This window comes from Paenibacillus sp. NPDC058367 (assembly GCF_042723305.1).
Lineage (GTDB): Bacteria > Bacillota > Bacilli > Paenibacillales > Paenibacillaceae > Paenibacillus_AQ.
On the sequence record NZ_JBHXIZ010000008.1, the window covers coordinates 14,861 to 31,100 of the forward strand.

Sequence of the window (16,240 nt, forward strand, 5' to 3'; positions counted from 1 at the left end):
TCTTACGCTTGAATCTTCTCGATAGTTACTTTCGTGTACGGCTGACGATGGCCTTGTTTCTTGTGGTAGTTCTTCTTAGGTTTGTATTTGTAAACTACAACCTTAGCGCCTTTACCATGTTTCTCGACTTTAGCTGTTACAGACGCGCCGCTTACGAGCGGAGTTCCTGCAGTCAGACCACCTTCGTTAGAAACAGCCAATACACGGTCAAAAGTTACACTTGCGCCGTCTTCAGCTTCCAACTTCTCAATGAACAAAACATCGCCCTCTTGGACTTTGTATTGTTTACCGCCAGTTTCGATAATTGCATACATTTTACTTGCACCTCCTCATGTCTCAGACTCGCCTAGTCTAGGTGGCAGATTCCCGTGGGAACTGCACTTATGTACCCGATCGGAGCGGTTACAGCATGTGCAGGACCGAATCAATCAAACACATACTTGAAGATATTATCATACTTATCTCCCATCGTCAACTCATTCCATCCATTCTCCAACTTTTCCAGTCCCTCCGCAGCACTGACAAAGGATAGGTGCGAAGCTGGCTGAATCATGTCTTGCCTTCTTCCGGGTCATCTCGAGGAGTCCAAGTCTTGTCCAACCGAGAATATGGGTTTTGGTTCGATCCTTGCAGATCACTTTCTCCAGCCGCTCGGTAACCATTTTACGGTGTATTTCTTCTTCCATATCAATAAAATCAACAATAATAATTCCGCCCGTATCTCGCAAACGGATCAGACGACCAATCTCCTCTGCTGCAAGCAAATTAGTATTCGTCACCGTCTCTTCAAGGGATGCTCCTCCAATGTATTGCGCGGTGTTCACGTCAATAACGGTGAGCGCCTCCGTCTCATCCCAGATCATTGTCGCTCCGCCCTCCAGCGTGATCTTGCGACTGAAGCTCTTGTGCAGCTGTTCCTGAACCCCATAAGCTGTAAAAATGGACTCCGGTCCATTATATAAACTCACAGGCTTGTACCCATCAGGTGCCATGTCATCCAGAAATGCCTTGGCTTCTTTAACTGCAACTGGAGAATCTATAATCAACTGATCACGCTGTGGATTAAAAGCATCTCTTATAAAGCGCTGAACAATACTAAGATCACGATGAAGTAGAGCTGGGGCTTCTGCAGTTTGTGCCCGACGTGTAATGTTATCCCATTGCGCACGTAAAAATGAAAGATCACCTTCCACTGCTTCATGCGGCTCATCCTGAGAGACGGTCCGCATAATAACCCCCTCTTCTTTCATTCGCAGACGTTCACCAATTCCTTTGAGCCGGCTACGTTCTGCATCGCGACTTATTTTTTTGGATACCCCAACATAATCGGCAAAAGGCATGTACACCATCCAACGACCGGGCAATGTATAATGGGTCGTTACACGCGCACCTTTGCCGCCACTAGGCTCTTTTCTTACTTGTACAACAATATCCTGACCCGGCTGCAAAAGCGTCTCGATAGAAGGCTTCACATCCGGCTGTCTATCCAAATGAGGGTGCAATACATCATCAACATATAAAAAAGCATTCTTCTTCTGTCCAATGTCAACAAAAGCAGCCTGCATACCTGGAAGTACGTTAATCACACGGCCTTTATAATAACTTCCGACCAGCCCTTGCTGCTGATCGCGTTCAGCCGCGTACTCCACAAGCCTTCCGTTCTCCAGAAGAGCCATTCGGGTAATGTGCTGCGTGCAGTGAACGATCATCTGTTTCATGGCTTCACCTCTGGTTTCGTTCATTCATTCATCCCTTCTCACGCTCTGTATAAATACACTACATTCCGAAGTAGGTAGATATTAAGCGCTGTTCCGGCACAACAGCAACAACATTTCCTTCGCCGTTTAATACATAGATAAAATGATATTGATTACGTTTAAATAGACGCAATATAGCATCTAAAGGTTTCGCAGATAAGGCAACAATTGGACGAGCCACACTTCCTGTCCGCAAATGATACTCATAAACCGCCTCCCTATTCATCAAAAACGCAACAAATCGGTACGGTAAATTCCGATGATCCGTGAGATTTGAATACAATAAAAAAGCACCGATCATAACCATGTTCAGCCTCAAGCCTCCACCTGCTCCAAGAGGCAATAGCGCATAAACAATCACAAAAATGCTTGCAGCAACGCTCACTCGTCCGCTCCATAGCAAAGTATAGTAATAAGGAAGAAATAAACTAACTGTAGCCTGAAGTACTTTGCCTCCGTCAAGTGGCAGAACAGGCAAAAGATTAAAGAGCGCAATGATGGCATTAGCATTTATAAAATAGACTAAAAATTCCTGATTACCATAACCTGCTTGCTGAAGCCCAAGAGCCATAACAATCATGATTCCATTTTGCAGCGGACCGGCAAGTGCAATACCAATCTCACGACTAGCGGTGAGCCGCCCATGATCCTCAATAACCGCAACTCCGCCAAACGGAAGAAGCTGAACCGATTTGACTGTAACACCAACTAAAAGGGCAGCCACCACATGTCCCATTTCATGAATGAGGACGATCGTAAATAAAGTTAGCAACTCCAGAAATTGTCCTGTGAGTACAGAAAACAACATAATGATTACGAACAATGGATGTAGTGACAGATCGATCCCTAAGATCCTAATCAAACGATACCACTTCTGTAGGATCAATATAAGTCTTGTCTTTCATCACTGCAAAGAATAGCGTTGGAGCTGAGGAGCCCTCTTTCTCCAGCATCCACCCGAGTTCATCTCCACTCTGAATCCAGTCATCAATCTCCAGCTTAGTGCCATTTAAATGTCCGTATTCTGCTGTAATTCCTCCAGAATGTTGAACCGCAATTCGAATGCCACCGTCCAATTCTTTAGAGATGGAAAGAACACGTCCCATGTCTATACTCTTCACCGTCACATTTGAGGTTGAATCGATTTGAGGCATAATTTCTACACCTTTTAGCGTGGAGGCAAAGGGCTCCACAATACTTCCAGCTACCGGGGCACTAAGCTCATGTTGAGCTGCTGCCTTTTGAGCAGGTTCGTCTTTGTCACCAAATATCGGTATGAACGCCGGTGCACCATTAAAATTCTCCTCATACCAGACCCGCACTGCTGTGAAATCCATTTCATTACTCAAGGCATCACTAATAAAGGCTTGGACTTTATAGGACCATGGCTGGTGAACTGCAAAAACTCCCCACACCGCTCCAAACACAAGCACACTGGCTATAACCCGTCGAATAAAACCGGAAGAAAATTTAGAGCCTCCTCCTCCCGGTTCCTCCCAGCCACCCCGTCTCTCTTTCCACATCACTTCCGGATCAGGCTCTATAGATGATTGCTCCTCATTTTTCTTAAACCCCGTACCCCACTCCTTGAAGCTCGTACTCTTTTCGGGCATAACGAATAACGGAGGCACCTCTGCTGTTTCTATATTCGGGATTTCCTCCAGCAAACTACGAATACGCTCCTTGCGGCGATTTTTGATATCTGATTTGAGATCCATGTTTATCCCTCCGGACGGGCTTGTTTTACTTCCATTTTATGAAGCACGGAAGTCTCTTTAGAACAAGCCCACCCAAGGTGGAGCACTTAAATACCACTAAATAAATAAATCCCACCCATAGATTTCTCTAGTGGTGGGACCGTTAATGCTTCTATAGTAAGATTGCTTGGTGCAGAATTAAGCCATACCGAAAAATTTCTTGAACTTCTTAAATGCTCCCGGTTTCCGATCAAGCTGCATTAGCGGCACAGCATCACCTAAAATTCTACGAGCAATATTGCGGTAGGCAATAGCTGCTGACGAATCGGGATTCATAACTGTAGGCTCTCCACTATTTGCGGCCTTAATGACCAGTTCATCATCCGGAACAATTCCGATAAGATCAATATTCAACACCTGTAAAATATCCTCAATATCAAGCATGTCCCCAGACTTTACAAGACCTGGGCGAATACGATTTACCACCAGCTTTGGCGATTCCACATGTGACTGCTCAAGCAGTCCGATAATACGATCCGCATCCCGCACAGCAGCATGCTCTGGTGTGGTAACCACGATCGCTTTATCCGCACCGGCAATCGCATTGCGGAAGCCATGTTCAATCCCTGCTGGACAATCAATCAAAATATATTCATATTCCTTCTTCAGTTCGAGAATAATATCTTTTACTTGTTCAGGAGTGACGGACGTTTTATCCTTCGTTTGAGCTGCGGGCAACATATACAACTCATCAAAGCGTTTGTCTTTAACGAGTGCTTGATTTAGGCGACAACGACCCTCCGCTACATCCACAAGATCATAAATAATACGATTCTCAAGCCCCATTACTACATCCAGATTACGCAGTCCAATGTCGGTATCGACGAGACATACTTTTTTACCCTGCAGTGCAAGTGCGGTTCCAATATTGGCTGTTGTGGTTGTTTTGCCAACTCCGCCTTTGCCCGAGGTTACGACTATCGCTTCTCCCATGGAGGCTACACCCCTTTAAACACATTTAAATCCTGACGTACTTTGACTAAATTATGAATTTTATCGATTTGCATAGCTCCGTTCGTTAAATATGCAAACTCCATACTGCTTTCTCGGGTTTCCCACTCATCGGGAGGACGACTGATAATATCAGCAATTCGCAGTTGTGTCGGAGACATTAATGAAGCAGCGATAATCGCCTCTTCATTTCCATCTACTCCAGCATGCGCCATACCTCTAAGTGATCCTAGAATATAGATATCGCCTGAACAGGTAATAGTTCCTCCTGGGTTCACATCCCCCAGATATAAAAGATTTCCATCATGGTGCAGCACCTGACCGGAACGAAGAATCCCGCTCATAAGAAACAACGCGTCATTATCCTCACTGCCGGGCACTGGAAGCGCCTCTATGGAACGAATCAGTAGATTTCCCTGTCCCTTCAGAATCTCCAGCACAGCTTCCTTATCTTCCTCAGTTACGGGACGATTGCCCAGCTTAATATCTACATGGACAATCGGTCCAGTCAAAATATTTTGATGGCTGTGCTCCAGCTTATAGCGAAGCTCGCTCAGAAGATCTTCGAAGGGACACTTGTCGTCTAGCAGGAATATCAGGCCATCCTTGATGCCCTTAATCCTTACATGCTTGGATTTTACTGTCATATGCCTGGCCCCCTATCCTCATTCATTCGTGCCGGGCCCCTTAAATTCCTGCTTTATTAAGAAAGAAAATAGAAGCTTCTTTATGCCGCTTCTTCCGTACTCTTCTCTTTCTTGATCAGCTCAAGCTGGCGTCGTAACGGTATGTAGAGGATCAGAGCAATAGCAAAATGAAAGAGCATCGTTGGTAGCATATGATTCAAAATAGCCCAGCTATAAGGCTCCTGATTGAGATTGAATACACTATAAATACCAAATAACACACTATCCTCTAGCAAGCTTCCGAGCAGAATCACAGTCATCATAAGAGGCAGTGGCGCACGCGGAATCTGAAACAGAAGGCCAATTAAATAAGCCGACAGACCCATCGCAAAAGAATGTGCTCCTAGAATTCTGCCATAAAAAACGACATCATGTAATAGTCCGAAAGTTAGGCCCAGTATAAGCGCTGTATGACGATGATGATATACAGCCACGAACAATAGCACAACGAACACTAGATTCGGAATAATTCGCATCTGCCATACATCTGGAATCAGCCAAGGCAGAATGGTTCCCTCCAGAATGAACAAGAGGAACAGTAACAGAACAAGAACAGATCTGCGCATATTCACTATTCAGCACGCTCCTCCGTAAAAACAACAATCAGCTGCTTCCAGTCTTGAAATTCTGCTGAAGGCTTAATCACTGCTGTGGAGGTTAATCCAAATTCACCAACCTCAACGCTTTCAACGGTACCGATGGTCAATCCTCGCGGATACAATCCCCCAATACCAGAAGAAACGATAACATCCTTCGGCGCAATAGGATCACCTGGCGGGATCTTGTTCATCAATAACTTGTTTGTCTTCGGATCATAGCTTTCAATCATACCAAAGGTTTTGCCCTCTTTGTTAATAGCGGTTGCCGCAATAGGCGGCTGAGAATTAGGGTCATTCGTATCCATCATGGTCATCAGCTTCACCGTAGAGGTGAAATTGCTGACTTGACTAATAACACCTACTAATCCATCAACCGAGATCACAGACATATTTGGTCTAACGCCATCTTTAGCACCTAAATCGATTACAATCGTACTATTGCTTGGTTCTGTTGTCTGACTAACCACCTGCGCAATATGGTATTGATATTTATACAATTCCTCCTGAGCTTTCGTGAACTTCAACTGTTCCTTTAACTGCTCATTTTCTACCTGAATGAAATTGTATTGCGCTTTATCACGTGCATATTGGGCGGCTAGAATCTTCAGCTGCTCATTTTCCTTAGAAAGATCTTTCAGATTTCCGATATCTTCAAACAAGCCCGCTACATATCCAGCGGGCTTGTAGAACATTTTTTGCACGAAACCAGTAGTATCTCTAAGAAAGTTCTCCGGCCAGGACAAGGAACTCCTTGATGCCAAGCTGAAGCCCATCACCACAATGAACAGCACCAGTGTAATCAACAGAATAAACAGACGTTTATTGCTTAAGAGTTTAAACAGTTTCAACACCCTCTAACAACAGTATTTCTCCCATAACAGGGGTTGACGTACACAAGTGGCAATACATAGGCTTATCTCTTAGAGCGAAGACTGGAACTGCTGCGACTCTTGAACAAATGGATATTATCAAGCGCCTTTCCTGTTCCAATCGCTACACAATCCAGAGGGTTCTCAGCGACAATAACTGGCATTCCAGTTTCACGCGCAAGCAGTTTATCCAAGTTACGAAGCAAGGCGCCTCCACCTGTCAAGACAATCCCGCGATCCATAATATCTGCTGCGAGCTCCGGTGGACATTTTTCCAAAGTTACTTTAACAGCTTCAATAATAGAACTCACTGTATCGGACAATGCTTCACAGATCTCATCAGAAGTAATTGTAAGCGTCTTTGGCAGGCCTGTAACGAGATCGCGTCCGCGAATTTCCATAGTCTCAGCTTTCTCAAGTGGCAAGGCAGAACCTACATCCATTTTAAGCTGTTCCGAAGTACGTTCACCAATCATCAGATTGTACTGACGTTTGATGTACTGAATGATGGACTCATCCGCTTCATCACCCGCAACACGTACGGAACGACTAGTAACAATACCGCCGAGTGAAATTACAGCAACTTCAGTAGTACCTCCGCCGATATCAACAACCATACTTCCTGTTGGCTCCCATACCGGTAGATCTGCACCAATCGCTGCAGCAAAAGGTTCCTCGATAATGTAAGCTTCGCGAGCACCAGCTTGTCTAGTAGCATCTTCTACGGCACGTTGCTCTACAGCAGTAATGCCGGATGGTACGCAGACCATTACATTAGGGTGACGTTGGAACATAGAACGTTGTTTCTGTGCTTGACGAATAAAATATTTTATCATCGTAGCCGTTGTGTCAAAATCAGCGATAACGCCATCCTTCATCGGACGGATCGCACGAATGTTTCCCGGTGTACGACCGATCATCTTTTTAGCGGATTCACCCACGGCTTCAATCGTCTTAGTGTCAGTGTTAATGGCTACAACGGAAGGCTCTCTTACAACGATCCCCTTACCGCGTACATAGACAAGCGTATTCGCTGTCCCCAAGTCAATTCCTAAATCTTTCGTAAAACTACCCAACATGCTAATTCTCCTTTTCCTAAGTAAATCTTCACATTTATATTACATGTGTCCTTTTTCTTTCAAGCTTACAAAGCTGCTATCACCGATAATTAGATGATCTAACACGTCAATCCCGACAATCTCGCCTGCCTGAAGCAGTCTTGAGGTCAAGGAGATATCCTCAGGACTAGGCGTTGGATCACCACTAGGATGATTATGTGCGCATATGATAGAGGCACTACTACATTTTATAGCTGCTCGGAATACCTCACGAGGATGAACAATCGAAGCATTAAGACTGCCCATAGACAACGTTTCTTGTCCTATCACATGATTCTTCGTATTCAGAAACAAGCAGACAAAATGCTCCTTCTGCAGATAACGCAATTGCTCAGTCAGTATCTCCGCAGCGTCCTCAGGACAACGGATAATGACCGGCATGTTAAACCTGGAGTTCGCAAGGCGCCTTCCAAGTTCGATGCCTGCTTTTAGTTGCACGGCCTTGGCAGGGCCGATACCTTTGATTTCGGTCAGTTCTTCGATGCTAAGGTCAACTAGCCCACGCAGGCCACCGATTTTCCCCAGCATCTGCTGTGCAATATGAATAGCCGATTCACGGCGTGTTCCCGTACGCAGCAGAATGGCTAACAACTCCGCTTGACTTAATGATTCCGCCCCATAATGCATCATGCGCTCTCTTGGTCGTTCTTCATGGGGGAGGTCCCGCAGCATTACTGATTGCGACTCCATCCCTATCCCTCTTTCCCAAGCTTCCTACCGGTTCAATACAGTTATACCGAACTCGGACAGCATTTCGCCAAGAAGCGACAGCGGCAATCCGACAACATTGAAATAACAGCCTTCAATTCGTTCCACCAAGGTGGAGCCAAGCCCTTGTATCGCATAAGAGCCAGCCTTATCAGCGGGCTCTCCCGTAGCTATATAAGCAATAATTTCATTCTCCGTCATTGCTCTCATCGTTACGGAAGTAACACGGTGCTCCACTATAGTCTTTCCATGCGGAAGTCCAATACAGGCTACACCCGTGTATACCTTATGATTCCGGCCCTGAAGTCTGGTAAGCATCGATTTACTGTCCAGCTCGTCCACCGGTTTGCCTAGCACAGTGTTATCTAGTACAACAATCGTATCACTACCAATAATTACTGCGTTACGCTCTCCTGCTGCAGCCACTACAGCCTCTGCTTTTCGCAGAGCCAAACTGCGCACGATTTGCTCCGGCGTAAAGTCCGGTGGTGTGCTTTCGTCCGCTTCGCTGGTAATGACCTCAAAAGGCAAGCCCAGTAAAGACAAAAGCTCTCGTCGACGCGGTGAACCTGAGGCTAAAATAATGTGTTGTGAGTTGTCCACGTTGTAAACGTCCCTTCTTGATCAGTAACGAGAGTTACAGTCTTCGGTACAGCCATACAGCTGTAATAATACCGACGAGACTTAGCATGCACAATTTCAAATGAATAGTGATGTCATAGGTTATGATGTCCAAATCGGCTCGCGGAGACCACTTAAGCACAGTCGATGTTGTTAGAAAAGAAAGAGCCTTTACCGGCTGCAGTAGCTTGGCGATCCAGGCTCCAGCCAGCCAGCCTAGAATTAGAAATAACAGCAGTGTTCCTACATTTTTCTTCTTCATCTCAGTCTTCCCTCGCCATTTTTTGACACCCTAATTATTATACGGTGAAATTGTGATCAATACAAACGTAAAATCCCTTACGGTAATGTTTACCACCATTTGCACTAAAAGTTGCGGAGCGATACCATCCTCCGTATCAATTATAGTTTAAGTTATATAGGGATAATTTCCTCTTTCGCGCCAAAACAGCAAGCCCCCACATCTGGAGGCTTGCTGTCTTTAATGTCAACAATCTATCAGTTAATTCATTGCAGTTAGCAGCTGTTTCTGGCTAGTCAAAAAGCTCAGCATCGATTCTTGCACTTCCCAAAGTAGGCCCTGAGCCTTGTTCTTGTTATATTCACTCCAGGCTGATATCCCTTGGCTCATTGATTTCTTTAACGCTGCGCAAATGCTTTTGGCTTCAGGAGATACGCCTTGTTCCAGCACTTTTACTGCTTCACTCCATTGCAGATGGAGATCACTCATAGCGGGGGTATTTGCTGTCGTACTAGTTTGGCCAGCGCTAAGTAAAGAAGCAGATTGACTGCTTAGTTCACTGAGCAGCTGCCCACTCACGGAGAAATAGTTCTTCACTTCCTCTGCATTACCGGTATAGACAAGCTGTTCAGCCCCGGGAAGTGCCACCTCTCTCACATACAGCTCAATACCCTGATTCTTTAGTCCGCTGCTAAGTAGCTTGGCCTGTTCACGGTCGGATGATATTCCAGCATACACACGATTGCCGTCGGCAGGATCCATACCCGCGGCCAAACCTGCAGTTAACAGCTCCTGACGAGCCTCTTCAGCGCCTGCAGGTGTACTGAATACTCCGTACTGCAGCAGATAATAGCTTTGCGCAGCTACTTGAACTGGGATGGTGTTCTTCCCTGCATTTTCAGTACCCGTCACTGGTAATCCTGATGTACCTACACCTGCCGGATCTTTAGCTCCACTGGACTGCACTGAAGTAGCCGCCATGTCTGCTGTCCCATTTCCAGAGCTACTGTCCATATTCCCTCCGTAAAAGAAAGAAAGTGCAGCATAACCAAGCAGTACCCCTGTGCCGATGGCTCCCGTAACAGAAAGAGCTAATTTCCACCAATACGAAGGACGTCGAGTATGATAAGAGCCTCCGTAACTGCCAGAGGATACATTCTCTAATTTATCCCTGCTATCCGAAACCATATCTGACAGAAGATACGATTGCTGTGTATATCTAAAATCCTTATCCTGTTCGTCCCATTCTTCCTGGCGTGGATCTACAGTACCCGAGTAATAGTCATAGGAATCTTCCGGTGGTGCCTCATGCGTGGAACGAAAATCAGGCTCATAAAGCCATGTTTGCTGTGCTGGACCTACCTCTTGACGCAGTCCCTCAGCGTACTCTTCAGCTGTGCCCAATCCGCCATTTGACCAGCGCTCCACCACTTTAGGCTTTGGTTTAGGCTCGTCCTTGTTCACGTCAAATCGGAATGTCATTCTTCCGTTATTCAACAGTTACACCTCACCTCATCTAATCTATAAGTAAATATATGATAGACAATAGAGAGATATGCTATTTTTAAGCCATAGGAATTATGAAAGATTATGCAGATTCAGTTTACATTACATGTACCTTTTATATACTATATAAAAAGAGCTAAAAGTGTACACTATACTAGGTAAGCTAGAAATGATGCTTTAGTTCACTACTGATTAGGAGGGCTTCTTCTGAAACAAAAAATTCAAGCAGCTATTGTAGGCTACGGAAATTTAGGAAAAGGTGTACGTAAGGCTATCAACCAAAGTGAAGATATCGAGCTAGTTGCGATCTTTACGCGCAGAGAACCTGGACAACTGGAAGCCGGAGAAGCCGGTGTGAAGTTCGAACATATCTCTGCCGTCGAACAATATAAGGGTAAAGTGGATGTTATGATTCTATGCGGAGGATCGGCTACCGATCTGCCAGAACAAACACCAGCCATTGCCCGGATGTTTAATACCGTGGACAGCTTTGATACTCATGCCAAAATCCCCGAGTTCTACGAGACCGTTGACGCCGCAGCTAAACAAGGTGGAACACTCAGCGTAATTTCTACTGGTTGGGATCCAGGCTTATTCTCAATGAATCGTCTGCTCGCTGAAGCTATTCTTCCACAAGGTAAAGAATACACCTTCTGGGGCAAAGGCGTTAGCCAAGGCCACTCCGATGCGATCCGCAGAGTAGATGGAGTTAAAGCTGGTGTACAATATACCGTTCCAGTACAAGAGGTTATTGAGGCCATTCGCGCTGGTGAAACACCAGAGCTTACCACTCGCCAAAAACACCTTAGAGAGTGTTTCGTAGTGGCTGAGGCAGGAGCAGATCAAGAACGCATTCGTGCAGAAATCGTGAACATGCCGAACTATTTTGCAGATTATGATACTACGGTTACTTTCATCACTGAAGAAGAATTGGCAGCTCAGCATAGCGGAATTCCGCACGGCGGGTTTGTTATTCGCAGTGGTGTAACAGGGGAAGGTACGAAGCAGATTGTTGAATTCGGCCTGAAGCTGGAGAGCAATCCAGAATTTACAGCTAGTGTTCTCGTGGCCTATGCCAGAGCCGCTCAGCGTATGAGTCAAGAAGGACAGAGTGGAGCGCGTACAGTATTCGATATTCCACTTGGAATGTTGTCTCCGAAATCTCCAGAAGAATTACGCCGCAACCTGCTGTAAAATCATACAAAAATGAAATAACCCGCGTAGGACCCTAAAACGTCCTCGCGGGTTTTTTATATATTGCAGGCAGAGCCTTCTCGGGCGTACCTTTTACACAAGACTAAGAATCTTGTTCTTCACATAATTCACTTCGTAATCCTTCAACAATGTGCGATGCGCCCGATCAGCAATAATCGTTGCCATCTCAGGATTCTTCAACAACGTTATTACGCTAGCAACAACATCAACTGAGGTATTAGCAAGCAAAATATTACGGTTATGCTCACAGTTCAATCGCTCGCATACTATAGAACTTGTAACCACCGGCGTTTTGAGTGCCCATGATTCCAGAATATTTCTGGAGACTTCACAACCTTCAAGGATAGGCACAAGAACCGCTTTAGCACGACGTATATAATCAGCAGACGGTTTCAAAGGTCCGGTGATAATAACTGATACATCATCCTTTACAAGCGACAATACATCCATATGAACCTCATGACTGGTGATGTAACACTTGATATCAGGCACTTGTTCTTTAATCAAAGGGTAGCTTTTCTTAAAGAAGTTTTGGGCAGCCTTAATCCCCTGTCTGGTGTTCATATTCCAGTGCAGAACCATTGAATTTTCTTTTGCAACAGGCTCAGTAAAAGCGTCGTATTCATTCATTTTTATGAAATGAGGAACAACATGAACTTTACGGGCATCCGCAAAGGATAGAGATTTGAATGAAAGGGCATCCCATTCCGAGGTGGCCAAGAGTACACCCGTTTTATTCATTAGTCTCCGCTTATTCCGCCGAACCAAAGCCTCATTTAGTTTATAATAAGGATTACTGCTGCTCGGCTTCCCAATTTCTTTTCCAACGGCAAGCCCGCTCTCAAAACGATACGTATCTGTAATAACACTGGCCTCAGGAAGCAGATTACGAACCATATCAATGCAATTTCCCAGCAAGCTATGCGATATAAATACATGTCTGTAATTATTCGATCTACAAAGCTCCATGATGGTACTCTTCATGTCTTTCTCCGCATGACTCCGATTAGTGAAATTCCGTAATATATGTAAGGGACGCAGCATAGATCTCCACGAGGTAATGCACCCGTTAATGTAATGAACCGTTAGTGCAGCTCCATCATTTGTAGACATATCCTTGTGCGTACTGGCATACGTCAGCAAATCAATATCAAATTTCCCTAGCAAAATCTCGAGAATACTCCCTGTTCTCATTTCTCCTTCTAGATCCTCTGCGCTTTGATTCTGTGCTGAAAGGAACAGCATTCTTTCTCGCATGACTCTGGCTCCTTGAATTTTTTATATAAATCCTCTCTACTTATCACTGCAACTTTAGATGCAGTTCAATAGTAACTCATTTCACTTAAAATTTTTGTCGATTTATAGGGAAACCTTTAAAATTTTTATATATTTTCATGCTTTATTCGAAAATCATTGCGATAAACCTATATATATCGCTATTTTTTTGAAGATTCAAGCAAAAAAACTACTTTTCCAGTAATACACGAACATGAATTGTCTATTCCAAAATTTTATACTCGTTAGGTATTCTGAACTATTTTCTATGCAAACAAAAAAGTGTCTTCCTCATCTAATGACGAAAGGAAGACACTTTTATATTTCGTAGCTTCTAACAACGCAGTTCCGACCCTTTTTCTTAGCTTGATACAATGCATTATCACAAAGTTTGTAGAGATTATTTAGTGAAAAACGTTCGCCCGATTCTATCGTAATGACTCCAATACTTATCGTGTAGTGCAGCGGTACACCATGAATCATTGAACCTATAACAGCTGTGCGCATTCCTTCAGCAATAACATCACTACTCTTCTCATCGGCTCTGTGCAGGAGCACTGCGAACTCTTCTCCCCCAAATCTTCCGATCAGATCACCATGACCAAGCTGCTGCTCTATTTTAGACGCCAAATCAGTTAGTACTTGGTCACCTGTATTATGGCCGTAATTATCATTTATGCTCTTAAAGTGATCGACATCCAGCAGTAAAAAAGAATAGGGCAGTTTCTTCATCGCTGAAGCAGCTATTAAAGGCCGAGCACGCAGAACGAACGACCTGCGATTCAAAATACCGGTCAACTCATCATAAGTTGCTACCCGCTCCATTTCTGCAAAGGAATCTTCTCTATAAAGCAGCATAATTCCCGCGGTTCCTAGAAACATATACAAATAAATCCCGAGATAAAAAAACAAATAAAGAAATTGTGCAACTTGTGTATTGATTCCTAATACGGAATACAGCGGTTCTAAGGCTCTCCCCGCCAACGACAAGATGACAAGACAATATAGCAGTCCCATTATTATTTGTAGCGAAGTCTCCATGACCTTCAGACATAGTATATAAGCAGGATAGACTATAATCAGAACTCCAGCCAGACAAGCGACTGGAATAACGAGAGGATCCTTTGGCATCAACAAATACATAAGCACCACAACTAGAATGGATACTCCGAATAATATAGAATAATATCTCTCCACTTTGCTCCCGAACACTCTGAGAAGCATTAGAAGCGCCAAGCTTTCGAGCGTGCCTCCAGCCAAAGCAAGAAGTGCTATGATCGGTAGACTAAGTAGTGTATCTATAAAATCCTTCAGTAATAAGAGGATCAAGGCTGCTAGTTGCAAATATTTTGCTGTAATAAACAATGAAGAAGTCTGTTCCTGCGGATAACGCAAACGATACACCACGATAAGCAGCACCGTGAACGATTGCCACAAAAAGAGACACACCAGCAGTGTCTGGAGATCCAGATGCATATAAGTGAAGTTCACCTCCCCTAGTATTCCTGACTCTCAGTATACATATCGGTATCTGATGACTCTATTTCTTCCCTCTTGTTTGGCCTGATATAATGCCTTGTCGCTTAGCTTGTACAACTTATTTATCGAAATCTCCTGATCTGGCATGATCGTAATTACACCTATACTAACTGTGTACCCCTGTTGAACCTTATTAGTGGAAGTTTTCATTATCGCCTCACGAAGCGCTTCAGCTTTCTGGTCGCAGCTCTGCTCATCTACCCCACAGAGTATGACTGCGAATTCCTCGCCCCCTAGTCTGCCAAACAAATCGCCATTTCCGAGATTATCTTTAATCGTCGATGCGAACTCTTCCAGCACAATGTCACCGGTATCATGACCATAAGTATCGTTGACCTGTTTAAAATAATCCAAATCCAATAGCAAAAATGAGAAGTAGGCATGCTCTCGAACTGCCTTTTCAAGCTTTATCTCCGCTTCCTGAAGAAATGCCCCACGGTTTAGAATCCCAGTCAAATCATCATAACTAGCTATTCTTTTTAGTTTGACGAAGGAATGCTCATTTGAGAGTAGAATAAAACCGGCAGCCCCCACAATAAATAATAAATACATCCCCAGATAATACAAATACTGCGTAAGATTGGTGGAGAACACATTCATCTCGGGCTCCCAAATCAATGCAACAAGCGCCCGCATCAGCATAATCGCTGCAAATACATAAAATAATACGCCTAATATTTTTTGAAGAGGGGTAGCCTTTTTATTCACAGTTAGATGATAAGCTGGATAAACTATAAATAGTATAGACCAAAGTGAAGTACAAGCGATGCGCAAGTTGGAATGATTAAAAAATAATGCGATGATACTAAAACTAATTGTGCTCAATACCGAAAGGATGATGTAATATCGCTTTATTTTTGGCCCCAGTATTCCCATCATCAGCAGTAACGCTGTAATTTCTAGACAGCACCCTCCAAGGATCAGAGCATTGCTAAGCGGAATGGACAACGCATGAGGGAGATAATCCCATAATAAAATCGAACACCAAAAGAGTAGCTGCACTTCCTTTGATCGGATGAACAAGGTGGAGGCTGTATCTTTAACAGCGGTACTTCGATAATTGGTTATAAGCAGCAATATAAATAAATTTCCGGAAATAAACAAATAAATCAGTGTTCTAATTTCAAGCAGGGAGCTCATACGTCACCACCTATGCGAAAATATCCCCACAAAGTGCGGCTTTGCTTCGATGCGTACTCGGGTACTTTGTGGGGATCCCAAATATACGTTGAAAAATCGATCCTCTTCTGACAGCACTATAGCACTTTATAACTATATCAGTAAATACGTTAACAATACCAAAAAAACACTTCCCTCTAAACTCCCTTCAGATAAACACAAGGATTATCTGAACGAAATTTTGGGGAAGTGCTATTGAATAGAGAATATAAATATCCT

Annotated in this window: 17 protein-coding genes and 1 other annotated feature; of the genes, 1 reads left to right on the forward strand and 16 read right to left on the reverse strand. The window is 44.1% G+C overall.

Annotated features, from left to right (window positions below; all coding sequences use genetic code 11):
* Window positions 1-2 precede the first annotated feature (2 nt).
* The 13 genes from rplU to ACFWMP_RS28180 all read right to left on the reverse strand — a co-directional run bounded on the left by rplU (window position 3) and on the right by ACFWMP_RS28180 (window position 10,804).
* Window positions 3-314, reverse strand: coding sequence for a 50S ribosomal protein L21 (gene rplU, locus ACFWMP_RS28120; RefSeq protein WP_042130566.1), 312 nt, complete (start codon window positions 312-314; stop codon window positions 3-5).
* A 14-nt stretch (window positions 315-328) separates the two neighbouring features.
* Window positions 329-414 (reverse strand) — a sequence feature (ribosomal protein L21 leader region).
* Between the two features lie 62 nt (window positions 415-476).
* Window positions 477-1,718, reverse strand: a complete 1,242-nt coding sequence (locus ACFWMP_RS28125; protein WP_042194404.1) for an Rne/Rng family ribonuclease — start codon at window positions 1,716-1,718, stop codon at window positions 477-479.
* Window positions 1,719-1,776: 58 nt separating this feature from the next.
* Window positions 1,777-2,619 carry a M50 family metallopeptidase gene (locus tag ACFWMP_RS28130; protein WP_042191168.1) on the reverse strand — a complete coding sequence of 281 codons (843 nt, stop codon included), beginning with the start codon at window positions 2,617-2,619 and terminating at the stop codon, window positions 1,777-1,779.
* Complete coding sequence (locus tag ACFWMP_RS28135) at window positions 2,612-3,475, reverse strand: peptidoglycan DD-metalloendopeptidase family protein (protein ID WP_379425538.1); 864 nt, start codon at window positions 3,473-3,475, stop codon at window positions 2,612-2,614. Before ACFWMP_RS28135 ends, ACFWMP_RS28130 begins: the two co-directional genes overlap by 8 nt.
* A gap of 177 nt (window positions 3,476-3,652) precedes the next feature.
* Window positions 3,653-4,447: a septum site-determining protein MinD gene (gene minD, locus ACFWMP_RS28140; RefSeq protein WP_042130573.1), complete on the reverse strand. Its 795-nt coding sequence runs from the start codon at window positions 4,445-4,447 to the stop codon at window positions 3,653-3,655.
* 5 nt (window positions 4,448-4,452) lie between these two features.
* On the reverse strand, window positions 4,453-5,112 hold the full coding sequence (minC, locus tag ACFWMP_RS28145) for a septum site-determining protein MinC (RefSeq protein WP_042191171.1): 660 nt from the start codon (window positions 5,110-5,112) through the stop codon (window positions 4,453-4,455).
* Window positions 5,113-5,192: 80 nt separating this feature from the next.
* Complete coding sequence (gene mreD, locus ACFWMP_RS28150) at window positions 5,193-5,723, reverse strand: rod shape-determining protein MreD (RefSeq protein WP_081383060.1); 531 nt, start codon at window positions 5,721-5,723, stop codon at window positions 5,193-5,195.
* Window positions 5,723-6,601, reverse strand: coding sequence for a rod shape-determining protein MreC (gene mreC, locus ACFWMP_RS28155; protein WP_042191173.1), 879 nt, complete (start codon window positions 6,599-6,601; stop codon window positions 5,723-5,725). Before mreC ends, mreD begins: the two co-directional genes overlap by 1 nt.
* Before the next feature lie 62 nt (window positions 6,602-6,663).
* The gene (locus ACFWMP_RS28160; protein ID WP_042191174.1) at window positions 6,664-7,698 is read right to left on the reverse strand and encodes a rod shape-determining protein; all 1,035 of its coding nucleotides are present in this window, start codon (window positions 7,696-7,698) and stop codon (window positions 6,664-6,666) included.
* Between the two features lie 39 nt (window positions 7,699-7,737).
* Window positions 7,738-8,427, reverse strand: a complete 690-nt coding sequence (gene radC / locus ACFWMP_RS28165; protein WP_042191176.1) for a RadC family protein — start codon at window positions 8,425-8,427, stop codon at window positions 7,738-7,740.
* Window positions 8,428-8,451: 24 nt separating this feature from the next.
* Entirely contained in the window at window positions 8,452-9,048 is a 597-nt protein-coding gene (locus tag ACFWMP_RS28170) for a Maf family protein (protein WP_042191178.1), read from the reverse strand.
* A gap of 34 nt (window positions 9,049-9,082) precedes the next feature.
* Entirely contained in the window at window positions 9,083-9,328 is a 246-nt protein-coding gene (locus ACFWMP_RS28175) for a DUF4321 domain-containing protein (RefSeq protein WP_042191180.1), read from the reverse strand.
* Window positions 9,329-9,568: 240 nt separating this feature from the next.
* Complete coding sequence (locus ACFWMP_RS28180) at window positions 9,569-10,804, reverse strand: SPOR domain-containing protein (protein ID WP_379425543.1); 1,236 nt, start codon at window positions 10,802-10,804, stop codon at window positions 9,569-9,571.
* A gap of 216 nt (window positions 10,805-11,020) precedes the next feature.
* On the opposite strand from ACFWMP_RS28180, the gene ACFWMP_RS28185 reads away from it, so the two are divergent.
* Window positions 11,021-12,007 (forward strand): diaminopimelate dehydrogenase, encoded by a 987-nt coding sequence (locus tag ACFWMP_RS28185; protein ID WP_076286493.1) that lies wholly within the window; start codon window positions 11,021-11,023, stop codon window positions 12,005-12,007.
* 93 nt (window positions 12,008-12,100) lie between these two features.
* Here the strand turns inward: ACFWMP_RS28185 and ACFWMP_RS28190 are convergent, their stop codons facing one another.
* From ACFWMP_RS28190 to ACFWMP_RS28200, 3 genes are all read right to left on the reverse strand, one after another.
* The gene (locus ACFWMP_RS28190; protein WP_379425545.1) at window positions 12,101-13,285 is read right to left on the reverse strand and encodes a glycosyltransferase; all 1,185 of its coding nucleotides are present in this window, start codon (window positions 13,283-13,285) and stop codon (window positions 12,101-12,103) included.
* Between the two features lie 336 nt (window positions 13,286-13,621).
* Window positions 13,622-14,779 (reverse strand): GGDEF domain-containing protein, encoded by a 1,158-nt coding sequence (locus ACFWMP_RS28195; RefSeq protein ID WP_379425547.1) that lies wholly within the window; start codon window positions 14,777-14,779, stop codon window positions 13,622-13,624.
* Between the two features lie 36 nt (window positions 14,780-14,815).
* The gene (locus ACFWMP_RS28200) at window positions 14,816-15,982 is read right to left on the reverse strand and encodes a GGDEF domain-containing protein (protein ID WP_379425549.1); all 1,167 of its coding nucleotides are present in this window, start codon (window positions 15,980-15,982) and stop codon (window positions 14,816-14,818) included.
* Between the last annotated feature and the right edge of the window lie 258 nt (window positions 15,983-16,240).

Excerpts from the sequence above, each read along its gene's own strand:
- rplU (WP_042130566.1), bottom strand. The coding sequence starts at position 314 with ATGTATGCAATTATCGAAACTGGCGGTAAACAATACAAAGTCCAAGAG.
- ACFWMP_RS28125 (WP_042194404.1), bottom strand. The coding sequence starts at position 1,718 with ATGAAACAGATGATCGTTCACTGCACGCAGCACATTACCCGAATGGCT.
- ACFWMP_RS28135 (WP_379425538.1), bottom strand. The coding sequence starts at position 3,475 with ATGGATCTCAAATCAGATATCAAAAATCGCCGCAAGGAGCGTATTCGT.
- minD (WP_042130573.1), bottom strand. The coding sequence starts at position 4,447 with ATGGGAGAAGCGATAGTCGTAACCTCGGGCAAAGGCGGAGTTGGCAAA.
- minC (WP_042191171.1), bottom strand. The coding sequence starts at position 5,112 with ATGACAGTAAAATCCAAGCATGTAAGGATTAAGGGCATCAAGGATGGC.
- ACFWMP_RS28160 (WP_042191174.1), bottom strand. The coding sequence starts at position 7,698 with ATGTTGGGTAGTTTTACGAAAGATTTAGGAATTGACTTGGGGACAGCG.
- radC (WP_042191176.1), bottom strand. The coding sequence starts at position 8,427 with ATGGAGTCGCAATCAGTAATGCTGCGGGACCTCCCCCATGAAGAACGA.
- ACFWMP_RS28175 (WP_042191180.1), bottom strand. The coding sequence starts at position 9,328 with ATGAAGAAGAAAAATGTAGGAACACTGCTGTTATTTCTAATTCTAGGC.
- ACFWMP_RS28190 (WP_379425545.1), bottom strand. The coding sequence starts at position 13,285 with ATGCGAGAAAGAATGCTGTTCCTTTCAGCACAGAATCAAAGCGCAGAG.
- ACFWMP_RS28195 (WP_379425547.1), bottom strand. The coding sequence starts at position 14,779 with ATGCATCTGGATCTCCAGACACTGCTGGTGTGTCTCTTTTTGTGGCAA.
- ACFWMP_RS28200 (WP_379425549.1), bottom strand. The coding sequence starts at position 15,982 with ATGAGCTCCCTGCTTGAAATTAGAACACTGATTTATTTGTTTATTTCC.